A 19,218-nucleotide genomic window follows, 5' to 3' on the forward strand; every position below is an offset into this window, starting at 1 on the left:
TGACGGGTTATTTGGCTGATTGTGTTGTGCCACCCGACCCTATGATGCCGTCATCCAATGGGATAACGGTGCGTCCGCTGTCCCGGGTTTCATCCGTATTGAAGGCGACCCGATGCTAGACCGGCTTAACGAAGATTTCCGCTTCTTCCAGCAGTCCCTGGGGCTGCGCGCGCAGCGCCAGGAAGTGCTGTCCTCGAACATCGCCAACGCCGACACGCCGAACTACAAGGCGCGCGATTTCGATTTCAAGACGGCGATGCAGAACGCCATGGAAGGCTCCAAGCGCCTGCCCGACACGTCGCTGACGCTGACCTCGGCGCGCCATATCCCGGCGAAGGCCGTGTCCGAAGGGCCGACCCAGATGCTGTACCGGCTGCCCTACCAGCCCAGCATGGACGGCAACACGGTCGACATGGACATCGAGCGGGTCCAGTTCGCCGACAACACCTTGCACTACCAAAGCACGATGCAGCTGCTGTCGGGGCGTATCCGCACCATGATGGCCGCCATCCAGGATTGATTTTCATAGGGAACCGCAGGCAATGTCCTTGTTGAGCATTTTCGATATCGCCGGTTCGGCGCTGAGCGCGCAATCGCAGCGCATGAACGTGGCGGCCAGCAACATGGCCAACGCCGACAGCGTGGTCGGCCCGGACGGCCAGCCGTACCGCGCCCGCCAGGTGGTGTTCCAGGTCAATCCCCCGGCCGGCCAGGCGCTGGGCCGCGAGATCGGCGGCGTGCGGGTGGCCGGCGTGGTGGTGGACCAGTCTCCGCTCAAGCAGGTCTACGACCCCAAGCATCCGCTGGCCGACGCCCAGGGCTATGTCAGCATGCCCAACGTCGACCCCGTGGCGGAAACCGTCAACATGATCGCGGCGTCGCGGTCGTACCAGGCCAACGTCGAGGTGCTGAACACCGCCAAGAGCCTGATGCAGAAGACGCTCACCATCGGCCAATCCTGATTCAAGAACTCTGCGCGCCCGCGCCGCCCGCGCGGAAATGACTCCTGATCAAGCGAACTCATGACCACTGTCGACCAAACCACAAGCAAGACCGCCATGGGCCTGGCGCAAACCGGCGCCAACAGCGCCAGTACCGCGCAGGGCCTGCAGGACCAGTTCCTGAAGCTGCTGGTGACGCAGCTCAAGAACCAGGATCCGCTGAACCCCATGCAGAACGCCGAGCTCACTTCGCAGCTGGCGCAGATCTCCACGGTGGAAGGCATCACCAATCTCAAGAACACCATGCTGGCCATCAGCGGCCAGATCGACGTGTCCCAATCGATGAACGCCGTGGCGATGATCGGCAAGGGCGTGCTGGTGCCTGGCTCGAACGTCAAGGTGGGCGTGAGTACCGAGAATCCCGCCGAGCGCGTGGTCACGCCCTACGGCATCGATCTGCAGAAGGATGCCGCCAAGGTGCAGGTGCGCATTGCCGACAGCAACGGCGCGGTCGTGCGCACCATCGAACTGGGCGAGCAGAAGGCCGGCGTGTACACGCTGGACTGGGACGGCAAGAACGACGCCGGCGTGGCGCTGGACGCGGGCGCGTACACCGTGTCCGTCCTGGCCACGGACGGCGACGACAAGAAGGTGGCCGCCGAAGTACTGAAGTACGGCAAGGTCAAGAGCGTGGCTTACTCCACCAACGGCCTGCGTCTGGACATGGGCCTGGATGGCCAGACCAGCATGCTGGACGTGCGCAAGGTGATCGGCTGAAGCGGGCCGGTTTGATTATCAGCCGGCGCCACGGCGGCGGTTTCAAAATTTAGAGATCAGCGAGAGAAAACATGGGCTTCGGACAAGGATTGAGCGGCTTGAACGCCGCGGCGCAGAACCTGGACGTCATCGGCAACAACATCGCCAACTCGGGCACCGTCGGCTTCAAGTCGTCGACCGCCTCGTTCGCCGACGTCTACGCCAGTTCGCGCGTCGGCCTGGGCACCAAGGTGGCGGCCATCACCCAGCGTTTCACGGTGGGCACGGTCAACGGCGGTGGCGGCGAATACGACATCGCCATCGACGGCGCCAAGGGCATGTTCCGCGTCACGGACGAGAGCGGCGCGATCATGTACACGCGCAACGGCGAATTCCTGGTCGACAAGAACAACTTCATCGTCAACGCGCAGGGCTATCGCCTGACCGGCTACCCCGCGGGCGCGATCGGCGCCAACCCGGTCGAACTGCAGTTGCCGACCGCCAACGTCGCGCCCAAGGCCACCACCACGGCCACCACGGTCGCCAACCTGGACGCCAACGCCAAGGTCATCTACCAGGTCGACACGGTGACCGCGCCGCCCGTGAACGGCTCGGTGACGATGACCGGTGCCACGCCGGCTTCGCCCGCCACTCAGTACAACTTCACGCGCGACGCAACCGGCAACATCGTCTGGGTGAACCAGCCGCCGGCCGGCACCTATGGCGCCGCGCCCAACCTGATCACGATCGACGCCGCCGGCGCCGTCACGACCGGCAACCTGGCCCAGGTGCCCGGCTACAAGGACTACACCGCGGCCGTGACGGAGGTCGGCAAGCCGTTCGACCCCAAGGTCACCACCAGCTACACCAACGCCTCGCCCATGACGGTCTACGACTCGCTGGGCAACTCGCACCAGGTGATGCAGTATTTCGTCAAGCGCGCCGCCGACGCCGCGGGCAACAGCGTCTACGACGTCTATTACTCGATTGACGGCCAGGCCATGGCGCCGACCACCGAGACGGGCGGCGTGTGGGGCAACCCGACCCAGTTCACCTTCAACAAGGCGGGCGTGATGACCAGCGCCACCACGGTCAACCTGTCGTTCGCGGCCCCGGGCGGCGGCACCACGCCGGCCGATCCGCTGGCTGTCTCCGTGAATTATGCCGGCACCACCCAGTACGGCAGCGCCTACGCGCTCAAGGCCGTGCCGGACGGCTACACCTCGGGTGAATTCCGCGGCATCAACATCGGCGCCGACGGCAGCCTGGTGGCGCAGTACACCAACGGCGAGACCTCGATCGTCGGCACCATCGTGCTGGCCGACTTCGCCAACCTGCAGGGCCTGCAGCCGGTGGGCAACAACGCCTGGAAGGAAACCGCCACGTCGGGCCAGCCGATCCTCGGCCAGCCGGGCAGCAACGGCCTGTCCAAGGTGGTGGGCCAGGCGACCGAGTCGTCCAACGTCGACATGAGCAAGGAACTGGTCAACATGATCATCGCCCAGCGCACCTACCAGGCCAACTCGCAGACCATCAAGACCCAGGACGAGATCATGCAAGTCCTGATGAACCTGAAGTAATGCCTGACGGGCACGCGACGACACCGACGGAATAGGCAATGGATCGAATCATCTACACCGCCATGAATGGCGCAGCGCGGATCACGGAGCACCAGGCCGCGCTCTCCAACAACATGGCCAACGTGAACACGCCGGGCTTTCGCGAGCAGATCGCGCTGTACCGGTCGGTTCCGGTGAATGACGGCGTGAGCCTGCCGACGCGTGTTTCGACGGTGGCGTCGACGCCCCGCAACAACTTCGAAATGGGCAACATGCAGACCACCGGCCGCGACCTGGACGTGGCCCTGGCCAGCTCCAACGGCTGGATCGCGGTGCAGACCCCGCAGGGCGAGGCCTATACCCGCGCCGGCAGCCTGCAGGTGGGCGTGAACGGCCTGTTGCAGACCTCGCTGGGCCAGCCGGTGATGTCCGACCAGAACGGCATCATCGACGTGCCCGACCAGGCCGCGCTGACGATCACCTCGGACGGCACCATCACCGCCATCGGCGCCGGCGACGCGCCCAACAACATCCTCAACCTGGGGCGTATCAAGCTGGCCAATCCGCCCGAGGCGCAATTGGTGCATGGCGACGACGGCGTCTTCCGCCTGGCGCCGGTCAACGGCCAGCCGGCCCCGCCGGTGCCGGCCGACCCCAGCCTGCGGGTGCTGTCCGGCGTGCTGGAAGGCAGCAATACCAATCCCATGGCGGCGATGGTGGGCATGATCGAAAACGCCCGCCGCTTCGAGCAGCAGATGCAGGTGGTGCAGCAGGCGGATCGCAACGCCGAACGCGCCAACGGCATCCTCTCGGTTTCCTGATCCGGTCAGCCGATCCGAACCAAATAATTTTCGCGCGCGGCCGGGCCGCCGCACCAGGAGTACTTCATCATGATGCGTTCGCTGTGGATTGCCAAGACGGGCCTGGAAGGTCAACAGACCTCGATGGACGTGATTTCCAACAACTTGGCCAACGTCTCGACCAACGGCTTCAAGCGTGGCCGCGCCGTGTTCCAGGACCTGATGTACCAGACCCTGCGCCAGCCCGGCGCCCAGGTCGGCGACGCGACGCAGCTGCCGTCGGGCCTGCAGCTCGGCACTGGCGCCCGTGTGGCCGCCACCGAGCGCATCCACACCACCGGCGGCCTGAACAACACCGGCGGCGAGCTGGACGTGGCGATCAATGGCCGCGGCTTCCTGCAGGTCGAGCTGCCCGATGGCACCCAGGCCTATACGCGCGACGGCGCGCTGCAGCGCGACCAGAACGGCCAGCTGACCACCGTCAGCGGCTACGTGATCCAGCCGCCCATGAACGTGCCCGACAACGCCCTGTCGATCTCCATCGGCAAGGACGGCATCGTCTCGGTGACGCAACCGGGCGCGGCCGGCGTCAACGTGCAGATCGGCCAGTTGCAGATCGCCACGTTCATCAACCCCACGGGCCTGCAGAGCGTGGGCGAGAACCTGTACCTGGAAACCGACGCCTCGGGTCCGGCCAACCTGTTGCAGCCCGGCGTGGACGGCGCCGGCACGTTCATGCAGAACTACGTCGAAACTTCCAACGTGAACGTCGCCGAGGAACTGGTCAACATGATCACGACCCAGCGCGCCTACGAAATGAACAGCAAGGCCGTCAAGACCTCGGACGAAATGCTGGCCCGCCTGACCCAACTGTGATGCCCATGTCGTCTGTCCTGCGCCTGGTTTCGAGTGCTGCCCTGGCTTTGCTGGTGGCCGGTTGCGCCATGATCCCGCCCGAACCCATCGTGACCGGGCCGACGACGGCGGCACCGCCGCCGCCGCCGATGCCGGCGGCGCAGCCCACCGGTTCGATCTACCAGCCCACGACTTACGGCAACTACCCGTTGTTCGAGGACCGTCGTCCGCGCAATGTTGGCGATATCGTCACCATCGTGCTGAACGAAAAGACCAACGCCTCCAAGAACGTCGCCACCAACACCAACCGCAGCGGCAGCGCCAGCCTGGGCATCACGGCCGCGCCGTCCTTCATGGACAGCTGGGCCAATGCCAACCTGAATACCGACGCCAAGGGCGGCAACGTGGCGCAGGGCAAGGGCGACAGCACCGCCAACAATGCCTTCACCGGCACCATCACCACCACCGTGGTGGGCGTGATGTCCAACGGCAACCTGCAGGTGGCCGGGGAAAAGCAGATCGCCATCAACCGCGGCAGCGAATACGTGCGCTTCTCGGGCGTGGTCGATCCGCGCTCGATCACCGGGACGAACACCGTGTCGTCCACCCAGGTGGCCGACGCCCGCATCGAATACCGCAGCAAGGGCGTCATGGACGAGGTCCAGACCATGGGCTGGCTGCAACGCTTCTTCCTGATCGCTTCGCCGTTCTGAACATGAAACAACCCACTCCGATTTCCGCCTTGCTGTCCCTGCTGGCGCGCGTCTGTGTCGCGGCGGGGCTGTTGGCCGGCGCTTCGGCGGCGCATGCCGAACGGCTCAAGGACCTGGCTTCCATCCAGGGCGTGCGCGGCAACCAGTTGATCGGTTATGGCCTGGTGGTGGGCCTGGACGGCAGCGGCGACCAGGTGCGCCAGACCCCGTTCACGCAGCAGAGCCTGACCAACATGCTGTCGCAGCTGGGCATCACCGTGCCCGCCGGCAGCAACATGCAGCTCAAGAACGTGGCGGCCGTCATGGTGACGACGACCCTGCCGGCCTTCGCCCGGCCCGGCCAGACGCTGGACGTGGTGGTGTCGTCCATGGGCAACGCCAAGAGCCTGCGCGGCGGCACGCTGCTGATGACGCCGCTCAAGGGCGCCGACAGCCAGGTCTACGCGATCGCCCAGGGCAACATCCTGGTGGGCGGCGCGGGCGCCTCCGCTGGCGGTTCCAGCGTGCAGATCAACCAGCTCAACGGCGGGCGCATCAGCGGCGGCGCGATCGTCGAGCGCGGCGTGCCGACCACCTTCGCGCGCGACGGCTACATCTACCTGGAGATGAACAATACCGACTTCGGCACCGCCCAGAACGTGGTCAACGCATTGAACCGCAAGTTCGGGCAGGGCACCGCCACCGCGCTGGATGGCCGGGTGGTGCAGGTGCGCACGCCGATGGAGCAGGCGTCGCAGGCGCGCTTCCTGTCGCAGGTCGAGGACCTTCAGGTGACGCGCGCGCCCACCGTGGCCAAGGTCATCATCAATGCCCGCACCGGCTCGGTGGTCATGAACCGCACGGTCATGATCGAAGAGGCCGCCGTGGCGCACGGCAACCTGTCGGTCATCATCAACCGCCAGAACCAGGTGTCGCAGCCGGACACGCCGTTCACCGAAGGGCAGACGGTGGTGGTGCCGAATACCCAGATCGAAGTGCGCCAGGACAACGGCTCGCTGCAGCGCGTCACCACCAGCGCCAACCTGGCCGACGTGGTCAAGGGCCTGAACGCGCTGGGCGCCACGCCGCAAGACCTGCTGGCGATCCTGCAGGCCATGAAGACCGCCGGCGCCTTGCGCGCCGAGCTCGAGATCATCTGACCGCCATGGCGTACACCAACAACACCGCGCGCCTGGGCAGCCGCCAGGATTCCGTGTTCGACATGGGGCGCCTGTCGGACCTGAAGCGCGATGTGACCAAGGATCCGGCCAACCCCGGGACCGAACAGCAGAAGCAGGTCGCCAAGCAGTTCGAGGCGCTGTTCCTGCAGATGATGCTCAAGCGCATGCGCGAGGCGACCCCGAAAGAGGGGCTGTTCGACTCGCAGCAGACGCAGATGCTGCAATCCATGGCCGATGAGCAGCTGGCGCTGCACCTGGCCACGCCCGGCATCGGTCTGTCGCAATCGATCCTGGCACAGATGCAGCAGGGCAAGCCGGGCGATCTGCCGGCCGAGGCGGTGCAGCGCCTGGGGCAGGGCACCGACCTGGACTTCCAGACCGGCGGCTCGCGGCAGGTGTCGGCGCTGATGGACGTGATGCGCAACAACCGCGCCAGCGACCGTGCCCTGGCCGCGGCCGAAGGCGCGCCCGAGCACGTCATCAATTTCGTCTCGAAAATGTCGCGCGCGGCCACGCTGGCCTCGCAGCAAAGCGGCGTTCCGGCCCGCCTCATCATGGGCCAGGCGGCCCTGGAGTCCGGCTGGGGCCAGCGCGAAATCAAGCACGAGGATGGCCGCACCAGCTACAACCTGTTCGGCATCAAGGCCGGCCCCAGCTGGAAGGGCAAGGTCGTCAACGTGCTGACCACCGAATACGAAGACGGCGTCGCGAAAAAAGTGACGCAACCTTTCCGGGCCTATTCGTCCTACGAGGAATCGTTCGCCGACTACGCCCGCCTGATCGGCAACAGCCCGCGCTACGAAGCCGTGACGCAGGCCCGCAACGAGATCGAGGCGGCCCGCCGCATCCAGAGCGCCGGCTATGCCACCGATCCGCAGTATGCGCAGAAATTGATCGGTGTCATGAGCCAGCTGCGTGGCGCCGCCGCCAAGGTGGATATTTCGCGCCAGATGTTGGAAGGACTCTAAATTTGGACGGCCGGTTGCCGTTAACCGGGTATCCAGACATATCAGTTGCGGTTACATACGGGGCATTGTCAGCATGAATCTGTATAAATTGGCGTTGGGCGGGCTGAATGCGTCCCAGGCAGGCCTGGCGACCACCGGCCACAATATCAACAATGCCACCACGGTCGGCTACAACCGCCAGCGCGTCATGATCTCGACCGCCGGCGCCCAGGCCACCACCAACGGCTACATCGGCCGCGGCGTCCAGGTCGACACCGTCGTGCGCAGCTACGACAGCTTCCTGTACAAGCAACTGGTGGGCGCGCAGGGCAGCGGCGCCCAGCTGCAGGCGCAGCTCGACCAGGTGTCGCAGGTCAACAACCTGTTCGCCGACCGCACCGTGGGCATCGCCCCGGGGCTGACCAATTTCTTCACCAGCATGAATACCGTGGCCAGCAAGCCGGCGGATCCGGCCGCGCGCCAGGACTTGCTGGGCAAGGCCAACAGCCTGACCACCCAGATCCGTTCGGCCTACCAGGAAATGCAGAACCAGCGCCTGGGCCTGAACACGCAGATCACCACCACGGTCGAACAGGTCAACAGCTACCTGACCCGCATCAACGACCTGAACAGCCAGATTTCCACCGCCCGCGCCAAGGCCGGCGGCAATCCGCCCAACGACCTGCTGGACCAGCGCGACCAGGCCGTGTCGGAACTGAACCAGCTGATCGGCGTCACCACTTACGAGCAGGGCGACAAGCTCAGCATCTCGCTGGCTTCGGGCGGGCAGGCGCTGCTGTCGGGCGACACCGTCTATCCCTTGCAGGCCGTGTCGTCCGCCAAGGACGTCAGCCGCACCGTCATCGCCTATACGTTGCCGGCCGGTTCCGGCGGCAAGACCGTGGCGGTTGAGCTGAACGACGCCGAAGTCACCGGCGGCAAGCTGGGCGGCCTGCTGCAGTTCCGCGCCACCTCGCTGGACTTCATGCAGGCGCAACTGGGCCAGATGGCCGTGGGCCTGGCGCTGTCGTTCAACGAGCAGCACCGCCAGGGCCTGGACACCGCCGGCAATCCCGGCACCGATTTCTTCAGCATCGGCAAGCCGCAAGGCGTGCCGAACGCCGGCAACAAGAGCGGCGCGCAGATCAGCGGCGAGTTCACCAACGTGAACAACATCAACGCCAAAGACTACGAAATCAGTTTCGACGGCACCAACTACATGGTGACGCGCCTGCCGGAAGGCACCCAGGTCTACAACGGCCCGGCCACCGGCACGCCGCCCACCGCCACCCTGGACCTGAACGCCGAGATGGGCGTCACGCTGACGATCGACTCGCCGCCGCAGGCTGGCGACAAGTGGGCGCTGGCGCCCACTCGCGATGCCGCGCGCGACATCAAGGTGATCATCACCGACCCGGAGAAAGTGGCCGCGGCCGACACCGATGGCGGTGACGCCAACGGCAAGAACGCGCTCAAGCTGGCGCAACTGCAGAACACCAAGGTGCTGGGCCACGGCACCATGAGCATCACCGAGATGTTCGGGCAGGTGGTCAACACCGTCGGCGTGCAGACCGCGCAGATTCAATCGGCCAACACCGCGCAGAAGAACCTCATCGCCCAAAAGACCGCCGCGCAGCAGGCCGTTTCGGGCGTGAACCTGAACGAAGAATACGTGAGCCTGTCGCTCTACCAGGAGCAATACCAGGCCAGCGCCCGCATCATCGACGTCGCCAGCACGCTGTTCGATACGCTGCTGGGCCTGCGCGGCTGATCGGATCGTTGAAATCGTGACCTATCAAGAAAAAATCGGAGCTTCCCCATGCGCCTGAGCACCTCCATGATGTATTCGAACGGCCTGAAGGGCGTCCTCGCTCAGGAATCCGACATGAACCGCCTGGTCGAGCAGGTGGGCAGCGGCAAGAAATTCCTGACGCCGGCCGACGATCCGCTGTCCGCCTCGCTGGCGATCAACGTGGCGCAGACGCAGAGCATGAACTCGACGTACCAGCTCAACCGCAACACGGCGAAGACCAACCTCGGCCAGGAAAACAACGTCCTGGACTCCATCACGACGGCGTTGGCCGACGTGCGTACCCGCGTGGTGCAGGCCGGCAACGGCACCTTCGCCGACAGCGACCGCCAGGCGCTGTCCACCGCCCTGAAGAACGCCCGTGACGCACTGCTGGGCCTGGCCAACAGCACGGATGGCAACGGCCAATACCTGTTCTCGGGTTACCAGGGCGGCGTGGTGCCCTATTCGCAGGACACCAACGGCAAGATCGTCTACAGCGGCGCCACGGGCGAACGCACCGTGCAGGTCGACCAGTCGCGCCAGATGTCCACCAGCGACATCGGCAGCGACATCTTCAACCGCGCCAACCCGGGTTCGCAGGCCTACGTCAGCACCGCCGCGCAGGCCAACACCGGCACCGCCCAGTTCAGCACCGTGTCGGTGACGCCGGGCAGCCCCAATATCGGCAAGGATTTCCGCCTGCAGTTCGAATCGGATCCGGCCACCGGCAACATGGGCTACCGCGTCATCACGACCGATCCCAATGCCAACCCGCCGGTGCCGCCCGTCACCACGCCGGCGCCGCCGGCCGCGCCGACCGTGTACACGCCGGATGCCGCCATCGATTTCGGCGGCGTGTCGGTGGTGATCAAAGGCACGCCCCAGAACGGCGACGTGATCGACGTGCAGAGCGTGCAGTCGGCCGACGTGGACATGTTCAATACGCTGGACAGCCTCATCAAGACGCTGGATTCGCCGATTGCCGGCGACCCGGTCGCCCTGGCCAAGCTGAACAACGAACTGGCCACGGCCAACAAGAAGCTGTCCACCAACTACGACAACGTGCAGACGGTCGCGGCGTCGGTGGGCGCCCGCATGAACGAACTGGACGCGCTGGACGCCACCGGCACGCAGAAGGGCCTGTCCTATTCGAAGTCGCTGTCGGATCTCGAGGACCTGGACTACTACTCCGGCGCCAGCCAGCTGGCGCTGCGCCAGGTGGCCTTGCAGGCCGCGTCGGCCGCATTCATGACCATTCAAGGATCCAGTCTGTTCAGCCGCAAATAACGCGGTGAGTCCATAGGCCGTGCCCATGGGCGCGGCATGTTGCGCGCCCTTACGGACGCTTCCGGTGGATACCGGAGCGTCCGTGTGTGCGTACAGGGTAGGAATTTTGTCGTTTCACCTCGCATAACGTCGGGTATTTCATGCTTGTCAATTTGAAAGTTCGCACCTGCATCATTCTGGTGTTGTTGCTCTTCACGGGTGCCATGTTCCTGTCCAATGGCGTGGCCTGGATGGGCTTGAATTCCAGCAACACCAAGCTGGACCAGATCAACAGCGCCTATACGGACCGGGCGGTGCCGCTCAACCGTGCCTACACCGTTTTCCTGCGCGCGCGCCTGTTGTTGTCCACGTCGTTGATGGACATGCAGCAGGGCAAGACCGAACAGGCGGCGGCGCAGGCCAAGCGTTCCGAAGGCCTGATGCAGGATGCCTTCAAGATGATGGATGCCTTCCGCAAGGCGCCGCCGCTGGAGGGCACGGAAGCGCTCGGCCAGGCGCTGGAAGCCGCGCTCAAGGAGTACGACACCGTCCTCAAGGGGCAGGCGGCCGCGCTGTCCAATATGGCGATCCAGGACTATCTGAACCTGAACGACTCCGCCAGCAACGTCAATACCAAGTTCCGCGAAGCTGTCGATAACTACCTCAGCTTCATCGACAAGCGCACCGACGAGTTCGCGGCGCAGGCAGCGGTCGACCACGGCGTATCTCGCAGCGTCACCATCGCCTTGCTGGTGATCGCATTGGTGTTGGCGATCGGCTGTTGGATATTCATCAACCGCACGGTGCTCAAGCCCCTGCACGAGGCGGGTGATCATTTCGAGAAGATCTCGGGCGGTGACTTCACCGGCCGTATCGAGGTGCGCAGCACCAATGAAATCGGCCAACTGTTCGCCGCCATCAAGCGCATGCAGGAAAGCCTGACCCGCACCGTGGCGATCGTGCGCCGCGGCGTGGACGAGATCAACGTCGGTTCGCGCGAGATCTCGGCCGGCAACACCGATCTGTCCAGCCGCACCGAGCAGCAGGCGGCCTCGCTGGAGGAAACCGCGGCCTCGATGGAAGAGCTGGCCTCGACGGTCAAGCAGAACGCCGACAACGCGCGCCAGGCGAACCAGCTGGCGGCCAGCGCGTCGGACGTTGCCGAGCGCGGCGGTTCGGCGGTGGCCGAGGTGGTCAATACGATGCAGGGCATCTCGGCCAGCTCGCGCAAGATCTCGGAAATCGTGTCGGTGATCGACGGCATCGCGTTCCAGACCAACATCCTGGCGCTGAACGCGGCGGTGGAAGCGGCCCGCGCGGGCGAGCAGGGCAAGGGTTTCGCGGTGGTGGCGGGCGAAGTGCGCTCGCTGGCGCAGCGCAGCGCGCAGGCGGCCAAGGAGATCAAGGGCCTGATCGAGGACTCGGTGAGCAAGGTGGGCGCCGGTTCGCAGCAGGTCGAGCGCGCGGGCGCGACGATGCAGGAGATCGTGGCGTCGGTCAAGCGTGTGACGGACATCATGGGCGAGATCTCGGCGGCGTCCGAGGAGCAATCGAGCGGCATCGACCAGGTGAACCGCGCGGTGTCGCAGATGGACGAAGTGACGCAGCAGAACGCGGCGCTGGTGGAAGAGGCGGCGGCCGCGGCCGGTTCGCTGCAGGAACAGGCGCAGCGCCTGGCCGAGGCGGTGGCCGTGTTCAAGATCAACGCGGGCGACGTGATCGAGGTGCCGGCGCGCCAGCTGGCGCAGCAACACAGTGCGCCGCGGGTTGCCGCAGCGCAGACCGAAGCACCGGCTCCGGCCGCCAGGACCGCCAAGCCTGCCGTTCAGGCGGCTGCCAAGCCGGAATCCGCGGCAGAGCCGGATCATTCCCCGGTGACGCCGCCCGCGGCGCCGGCGCCGCGGCTGGCCCAGCCGGCCCGTGCCCGGCCGACGGCCAACAGCGGCGCGACGGCGGCCAGGCCCCTGCGCCGGCCGGTCGTCAAGACCACCGATGCCACCGATGTCAAACCCGTCAAACCGGCACCGTCGGCTGCCCGCCGCGCGCCGCCGGCCGACGACGATTGGGAGTCCTTCTGACGGAGTGATCCGCCAGCGTATTGCAATGCATTGAATAGGCAGTAGAAAACACATCCCTTTTACGGCGGGGCGACGACAGCGTGTCGCCCCGACGGTTACCGGAAATATCGGAAAATGTTAAGCAATCTGAAGGTGCGCACGGGCTTGATGCTTGCCCAATTGGCAGTTGCCGTGGCCGCGCTGGTTGCCATTGCCCTGGGTTGGAGCAGCATGCGATCCAACGCCGAAGCGATCAACGCTTTGGATAGCCTGAGTGTCCAGCAGAGCAATCTGGTCAAGGACTCTTACGTGCAGATGCTGCGCGCCACCATCCGTGCCGACATCGCCGCCGCCCAGCGGGCGGCCGGTGACAAGGCGGGGGCCGCCGAGAACACGCGCATCGTGCAGCAACTGCTGACGGATGGCAAAGCCAAGCTCGAACGTTTCAAGGCCATTCCGAAAACCACCGATATCGGCCGCGAGGCCGAAGGGCAGCTGCTGGCGTCGTTCAATGGCTTTGCCGAAGGCCTGCAGGCCATGCTGGGCGCCCTGGACCGCGGCGACAATGCCGAGTACCTCAAGCTGAAGAACACCAAGACCGCCGCGGCCAGCGGCGCGTTCTCCAAGCAGCTGACCGAATTCGCCAACACGATCACCGCCTACAGCGAAGAGCAGGTGGCGTCGTCGCGCGCCAATGGCGCGGTCATGACCTATGTGTATCTGGCGCTGGTGCTGGTGATCCTGGCGGTCTCGCTGGGCGCGTTCCTGTTCATGAACCGCGTGGTGCTGCGTCCGTTGCGTATGGTCGGCGAGAGCTTCGAACGGATCGCCGGCGGTGACCTGACCACGCGCGTCGATGTCCAGTCGACCAACGAGATCGGCGTGCTGATGGCTGCCGTCAAGCGCATGCAGGAAAGCCTGGCGCGCACCGTGGCGACCGTGCGCCGCGGCGTGGACGAAATCAACGTCGGTTCGCGCGAGATCTCGGCCGGCAACACCGACCTGTCCAGCCGCACCGAAGAGCAGGCGGCTTCGCTGGAGGAAACCGCGGCCTCGATGGAAGAGCTGGCCTCGACGGTCAAGCAGAACGCCGACAACGCGCGCCAGGCGAACCAGCTGGCGGCCAGCGCGTCGGACGTTGCCGAGCGCGGTGGTTCGGCGGTGGCCGAGGTGGTCAACACGATGCAGGGCATCTCGGCCAGCTCGCGCAAGATCTCGGAAATCGTGTCGGTGATCGACGGCATCGCGTTCCAGACCAACATTCTGGCGCTGAACGCGGCGGTGGAAGCGGCCCGCGCGGGCGAGCAGGGCAAGGGTTTCGCGGTGGTGGCGGGCGAAGTGCGCTCGCTGGCGCAGCGCAGCGCGCAGGCGGCCAAGGAGATCAAGGGCCTGATCGAGGACTCGGTGAGCAAGGTGGGCGCCGGTTCGCAGCAGGTCGAGCGCGCGGGCGCGACGATGCAGGAGATCGTGGCGTCGGTCAAGCGTGTGACGGACATCATGGGCGAGATCTCGGCGGCGTCCGAGGAGCAATCGAGCGGCATCGACCAGGTGAACCGCGCGGTGTCGCAGATGGACGAAGTGACGCAGCAGAACGCGGCGCTGGTGGAAGAGGCGGCGGCCGCGGCCGGTTCGCTGCAGGAACAGGCGCAGCGCCTGGCCGAGGCGGTGGCCGTGTTCAAGATCAACGCGGGCGACGTGATCGAGGTGCCGGCGCGCCAACTGGCGCAGCACCGCAGTGCGCCGCGGGTTGCCGCGCCGCAAGCTGAAACGGTTGCGCCGACGCCGGCGCCGGCCCCGACAGCCGCCGCACCCGCGGCACGCCAGGCCGCGCCCGCGGCGCGCCTGACGCATAGCGCGCCGCGCGCCAAGACGGCGACGGCGGAAGCGGCCAGCGCGGCGCGTCCGCCGCGCCGCCCGGCCCCCCGCGCGGCGGCCAACGACGCCAAGCCGGCGCCGGCGGCCACCCGCCGCCAGGCGCCGGCCGACGATGACTGGGAATCTTTTTGACGCCGGTCGAAACCGGTAAATGGGCAGGTATGCGAGGCTATCTACAACATCTTCTGGCGGCGGCGGCGATCACGGCGCTGATCACGGGCTGCGCGGCGACGGGCCACAATTTCGACCCGGGCAAGCTGTCGACGCTGACCCCCGGGCAGACGACGCTGGAAGAGGCCTCGCGGGCGCTTACCGCGCCTCCTGACAAGTTCTACAAACAGACCGACGGCACCTTCCTCGCCCTCTGGTCCTTCAAGATCACGTTTGTCGCCGACGGCTTATACAGCCGCAAGGAAGCGCTGCTGCAGTTCGGCCCGGACGGCCGCCTGATGCGCCTCGTCGACAGCACCAATATTCTGCTGGAACCCTGGGAACGCCAGAAACTGCTCGGCCCCGCGCCCGCGCCTGACGCCAGTCAGGAATGGGCGCAGCAGCCGGCGCCGGCCCCCCAGGTGGAAACCATCGTCATTCCGGTGCCGGCTGCGCCGCCCGAACCGACGCGCCAGGGGCGATAGGCCCCGTTCCGCGGAGAGCGTGCCGGCCCCCGGGCCGGCGCGTACGTCGCCCTGAAGCGTGCCCGCTCCGCAAGGATGGCGCGCCAGGGTGGTTTTTCATTTGGTCAGAGCTGTACCTGAGGGATGGGGAAAGAATATGGAAGCGAGTCTGGAATCCGGAGCGAAGTCCGGCAAGGTCGGTAAGAAAAAGGCCGCGCGCGCGCCCAAGGTGAAACGCAAGATGAGGCTGCGCGATGCCCGCGTCGGCACGATGCTGCTGTGGGTGATGGCGTTCTTCGCCGTGTTGATCGCGGCTGTGGGCGGACTGGCTGCCTTCTTCCTGCAGCACAACTATGAATCGATCCGCCAGGTCAATGAGCTGACCGAACGCGCCAAGCAGGTTGAAGTCATCAACAGCGACATGCTGCGCGCCCGCGTCAGCCTGATGGTCGCCGCCCGCCACCTGCAGGAATCCGGCTGGGGCAGTGGCGAGAACTCGGCGCGCGACGCCGCCGCCGCGCTCAAGGGCGCCACCGATCTGTTGACGGGCGTGCGCAGCCGTTTCGCGGAATTCCAGAAGAACATGCTGCAGGACGACACCGGCCGCCAGCTGTCGATGAACCTGGTCCGCCGCTACCGCTCGTATATCGATGACGGCGTCGACACCATGGTCGAGGCGCTGCGCAGCGAGGACTATTCCACTTTCTACATGGTGAACAACGAGTACGGTACGCCCCGCAGCGCGGCCTTCATCGAGGCCATCGCCGAGTTCAGCAAGTACATCGACGCCCAGCAGCAGGCCACGATCGACCAGGCCGAGGCCAATTTCAACCGTGCCATGGTTGCCGTGGCGGTTGCGGTGGCGCTGGCACTGGCGCTGATGGTGTTCTGCCGGGTGCTGTTTGGCCGCCTGGTGGTGCGCCCGCTGGTCGAGGCTGGCCAGCATTTCGACAAGATCGCCGCGGGCGACCTGACCAGCCGCGTCGAGGTGCGTTCGCACAACGAGATCGGCCAGCTGTTCGCGGCCCTCAAGCGCATGCAGGAAAGCCTGACCCGCACCGTATCCACGGTGCGCCGCGGCGTCGATGAAATCACGGTCGGTTCGCGCGAGATCTCGGCCGGCAACACCGACCTGTCCAGCCGCACCGAAGAGCAGGCGGCTTCGCTGGAGGAAACCGCGGCCTCGATGGAAGAGCTGGCCTCGACGGTCAAGCAGAACGCCGACAACGCGCGCCAGGCGAACCAGCTGGCGGCCAGCGCGTCGGACGTTGCCGAGCGCGGCGGTTCGGCGGTGGCCGAGGTGGTCAACACGATGCAGGGCATCTCGGCCAGCTCGCGCAAGATCTCGGAAATCGTGTCGGTGATCGACGGCATCGCGTTCCAGACCAACATCCTGGCGCTGAACGCGGCGGTGGAAGCGGCCCGTGCCGGGGAGCAAGGCAAGGGCTTCGCGGTGGTGGCGGGCGAAGTGCGCTCGCTGGCGCAGCGCAGCGCGCAGGCGGCCAAGGAGATCAAGGGCCTGATCGAGGACTCGGTGAGCAAGGTGGGCGCCGGTTCGCAGCAGGTCGAGCGCGCGGGCGCGACGATGCAGGAGATCGTGGCGTCGGTCAAGCGTGTGACGGACATCATGGGCGAGATCTCGGCGGCGTCCGAGGAGCAATCGAGCGGCATCGACCAGGTGAACCGCGCGGTGTCGCAGATGGACGAAGTGACGCAGCAGAACGCGGCGCTGGTGGAAGAGGCGGCGGCCGCGGCCGGTTCGCTGCAGGAGCAGGCGCAGCGCCTGGCCGAAGCCGTGGCGGTGTTCAAGATCAACGCCGGTGAGGTCATCGAAGTGCCGGCCCAGCAATTGGGCGGCTATCAGGCTCCGACCCTGACGCAAGACTGATCCAGACGGGGCCGGCGCCCCGTCGGACAAGGCGCGCGGCCGCAACGGCCGTCACCCCAGCCGACCCGACGCCCGTTCGCGGACGCCGGGTCGAATGCTGTCCGCCGGTCGGACCTTATACCTCGATGGCTTAAGTTTTCGAAAATATTGCCGTTCATAGTCATAACGCCCAAAATACGGGCGGCGAAAAATTTCGGCAGGACCGCACGGCATCGGCATGCGCACGTCGCGAGGCCGGACGGGTGGATAGCGGCCGGGCGCCAGGCCCGACGCCCGCCGTGGCTGACCGTTCGCCGCCCCATACGATGTAACGGAGACCCGCTGTGCGTGTGAACCTTCCTGTCAATGATGTGGAAACCAAGCTGCGCGAAGATCAATACCTGATCTCACGCACCGATACCAAGGGTCGCATCCTCTACGCGAATCCGGCCTTTATCGAAGTCAGCGGCTTTTCGCGCGAGGAACTGATCGGCAAGGCTCACAACGTCGTCCGCCATCCGGACATGCCGCCGGAAGCCTACGCGGACCTGTGGCGTACCCTGCAGGCGGGTGAATCCTGGCTGGGCCTGGTCAAGAATCGCCGCAAGGACGGCGGCTACTACTGGGTGCTGGCCAACGCCACGCCGATCGTCGAGAACGGCGAGGTGGTGGCGTATTCGTCGGTGCGGGTGCGGCCCAGCGACGCCCAGATCGAAATGGCCGAGGAACTCTACGCGCGCATACGCGAAGGCCGCGCCCGTGGCGTGCGCATCCTGCGCGGCCGCCCGGTGCGGGCGGGCTGGCGCCGCGGGTTGGACTTGCTGGCCTTCCCGTTCCGGCGCAATGTGCGCGGCCGCATGTTCCGCCACGCGCTGCTGTCCTCGGGTATCGTGGTGGCGGCGGGCGTCTATGGCCTGCGGGCCAATTGGGATACGCTGGACGCGACCGGCGCCGGGGTGGCTTGTGGACTGCTGGCGCTGGGCGTGGCCGGGATCTTCGCGCTGGGCTGGCGCCTGAGCCGGTCGCTGCTGGATCCCATGGTCGAGGCCGCGAACATGGCGCGCCAGGTTGCCGCGGGCAACCTCACCACCCAGATCGTGGCCGAGTCCGACGACGAGATCGGCAGCCTGAATTTCTCGCTGGAAGTCATGCGCAAGAGCCTGGTCGGCATTGCCCAGGACGTGTACCGCGGCATCGAAGGCACCACGCAGGCGGCGGTGCATATCGCCCGCGGCAACCAGGAACTGGCGGGCCGCACCGAAGGCCAGGCCGCCTCGCTGCAACAGACGGCGGCGAGCATGGAACAGCTGACCTCCACCGTGCGGCAGAACGCGGACAATGCGCGGCAGGCCAACCAACTGGCCGCCAGCAGCATGGACGTGGCGCGGCGCGGCGGCGTGGCGGTGGGGCCGGTGGTCAACACCATGCACGGCATTTCGGACAGCTCGCGCAAGATCGTCGACATCGTCAGCATCATCGAGGGCATCGCCTTCCAGACCAACATCCTGGCGCTGAACGCGGCGGTGGAAGCGGCGCGCGCCGGCGAATCCGGCAAGGGCTTCGCGGTGGTGGCAGGGGAAGTCCGCAGCCTCGCGCAAAAGAGCGCGCAAGCCGCCAAGGAGATCAAGGGCCTGATCGAGGACTCCGTCGAGCGCGTCAGCGAAGGCTCGGCGCAGGCCGAGCAGGCGGGCGCGACGATGCAGGAGATCGTCGATGCGGTGCATCGCGTCACCGACATCATCGGCGAGATCTCGCAGGCCTCGCAGGAGCAGTCCAGCGGCATCGAGCAGGTCGACAGCGCCGTGTCGCAAATGGACGTGATGACGGTGCAGAACACGGCGCTGGTGCAGGAGCTGGGCGGGGCGGTGCTGCAACTGGGCAACCAGTCGGGCGCGTTGCGCGAGACCATCCGGGTGTTCCGCCTGACCGGACAGCAGTGACGTCTGCGCCATCGAAAAAAACGGCCCGCGCGGGCCGTTTTTTTATGCGCTCGCCAAGGCGGCCGGGAATCCTTGC

At 66.2% G+C, this 19,218-nt stretch carries 16 protein-coding genes; all 16 read left to right on the top strand.

Translation table 11 applies throughout. The features are described from left to right. The first annotated feature begins 112 nt into the window (after positions 1–112). The 16 genes from flgB to AT699_RS12130 all read left to right on the top strand — a co-directional run bounded on the left by flgB (position 113) and on the right by AT699_RS12130 (position 19,142). On the top strand, positions 113–520 hold the full coding sequence (gene flgB / locus AT699_RS12055) for a flagellar basal body rod protein FlgB (RefSeq protein WP_024068631.1): 408 nt from the start codon (positions 113–115) through the stop codon (positions 518–520). A 22-nt stretch (positions 521–542) separates the two neighbouring features. Then, positions 543–962 carry a flagellar basal body rod protein FlgC gene (gene flgC, locus AT699_RS12060; RefSeq protein ID WP_006385248.1) on the top strand — a complete coding sequence of 140 codons (420 nt, stop codon included), beginning with the start codon at positions 543–545 and terminating at the stop codon, positions 960–962. A 60-nt stretch (positions 963–1,022) separates the two neighbouring features. Then, the gene (locus AT699_RS12065; RefSeq protein ID WP_006385247.1) at positions 1,023–1,718 is read left to right on the top strand and encodes a flagellar hook capping FlgD N-terminal domain-containing protein; all 696 of its coding nucleotides are present in this window, start codon (positions 1,023–1,025) and stop codon (positions 1,716–1,718) included. 71 nt (positions 1,719–1,789) lie between these two features. Beyond that, positions 1,790–3,277 carry a flagellar hook-basal body complex protein gene (locus tag AT699_RS12070; RefSeq protein ID WP_006385246.1) on the top strand — a complete coding sequence of 496 codons (1,488 nt, stop codon included), beginning with the start codon at positions 1,790–1,792 and terminating at the stop codon, positions 3,275–3,277. A gap of 38 nt (positions 3,278–3,315) precedes the next feature. Then, positions 3,316–4,077, top strand: a complete 762-nt coding sequence (locus AT699_RS12075) for a flagellar basal body rod protein FlgF (RefSeq protein WP_006385245.1) — start codon at positions 3,316–3,318, stop codon at positions 4,075–4,077. A 69-nt stretch (positions 4,078–4,146) separates the two neighbouring features. Then, positions 4,147–4,932, top strand: coding sequence for a flagellar basal-body rod protein FlgG (gene flgG, locus AT699_RS12080; RefSeq protein WP_020927340.1), 786 nt, complete (start codon positions 4,147–4,149; stop codon positions 4,930–4,932). After that, on the top strand, positions 4,932–5,624 hold the full coding sequence (locus AT699_RS12085; RefSeq protein ID WP_006385243.1) for a flagellar basal body L-ring protein FlgH: 693 nt from the start codon (positions 4,932–4,934) through the stop codon (positions 5,622–5,624). Before flgG ends, AT699_RS12085 begins: the two co-directional genes overlap by 1 nt. A gap of 2 nt (positions 5,625–5,626) precedes the next feature. Further along, positions 5,627–6,763 (top strand): flagellar basal body P-ring protein FlgI, encoded by a 1,137-nt coding sequence (locus AT699_RS12090; protein WP_006385242.1) that lies wholly within the window; start codon positions 5,627–5,629, stop codon positions 6,761–6,763. A 5-nt stretch (positions 6,764–6,768) separates the two neighbouring features. Continuing rightward, positions 6,769–7,752 carry a flagellar assembly peptidoglycan hydrolase FlgJ gene (gene flgJ / locus AT699_RS12095; RefSeq protein ID WP_006385241.1) on the top strand — a complete coding sequence of 328 codons (984 nt, stop codon included), beginning with the start codon at positions 6,769–6,771 and terminating at the stop codon, positions 7,750–7,752. A 73-nt stretch (positions 7,753–7,825) separates the two neighbouring features. Then, a complete protein-coding gene (gene flgK, locus AT699_RS12100; protein WP_024068632.1) occupies positions 7,826–9,502 on the top strand; it encodes a flagellar hook-associated protein FlgK in 1,677 nt (558 codons plus the stop codon). 48 nt (positions 9,503–9,550) lie between these two features. Continuing rightward, positions 9,551–10,810, top strand: coding sequence for a flagellar hook-associated protein FlgL (flgL, locus tag AT699_RS12105; RefSeq protein WP_020927344.1), 1,260 nt, complete (start codon positions 9,551–9,553; stop codon positions 10,808–10,810). A 140-nt stretch (positions 10,811–10,950) separates the two neighbouring features. After that, positions 10,951–12,867 (top strand): methyl-accepting chemotaxis protein, encoded by a 1,917-nt coding sequence (locus AT699_RS12110; RefSeq protein ID WP_058207301.1) that lies wholly within the window; start codon positions 10,951–10,953, stop codon positions 12,865–12,867. 114 nt (positions 12,868–12,981) lie between these two features. Next, a complete protein-coding gene (locus AT699_RS12115) occupies positions 12,982–14,853 on the top strand; it encodes a methyl-accepting chemotaxis protein (RefSeq protein ID WP_058207302.1) in 1,872 nt (623 codons plus the stop codon). Positions 14,854–14,882: 29 nt separating this feature from the next. Continuing rightward, the gene (locus tag AT699_RS12120; protein ID WP_020927348.1) at positions 14,883–15,356 is read left to right on the top strand and encodes a hypothetical protein; all 474 of its coding nucleotides are present in this window, start codon (positions 14,883–14,885) and stop codon (positions 15,354–15,356) included. 136 nt (positions 15,357–15,492) lie between these two features. Further along, on the top strand, positions 15,493–17,223 hold the full coding sequence (locus tag AT699_RS12125; RefSeq protein ID WP_006385236.1) for a methyl-accepting chemotaxis protein: 1,731 nt from the start codon (positions 15,493–15,495) through the stop codon (positions 17,221–17,223). Between the two features lie 323 nt (positions 17,224–17,546). Next, positions 17,547–19,142 carry a methyl-accepting chemotaxis protein gene (locus tag AT699_RS12130; protein ID WP_058207303.1) on the top strand — a complete coding sequence of 532 codons (1,596 nt, stop codon included), beginning with the start codon at positions 17,547–17,549 and terminating at the stop codon, positions 19,140–19,142. Positions 19,143–19,218 lie beyond the last annotated feature (76 nt).

It is taken from the genome of Achromobacter xylosoxidans (assembly GCF_001457475.1).
GTDB lineage: Bacteria > Pseudomonadota > Gammaproteobacteria > Burkholderiales > Burkholderiaceae_B > Achromobacter > Achromobacter xylosoxidans.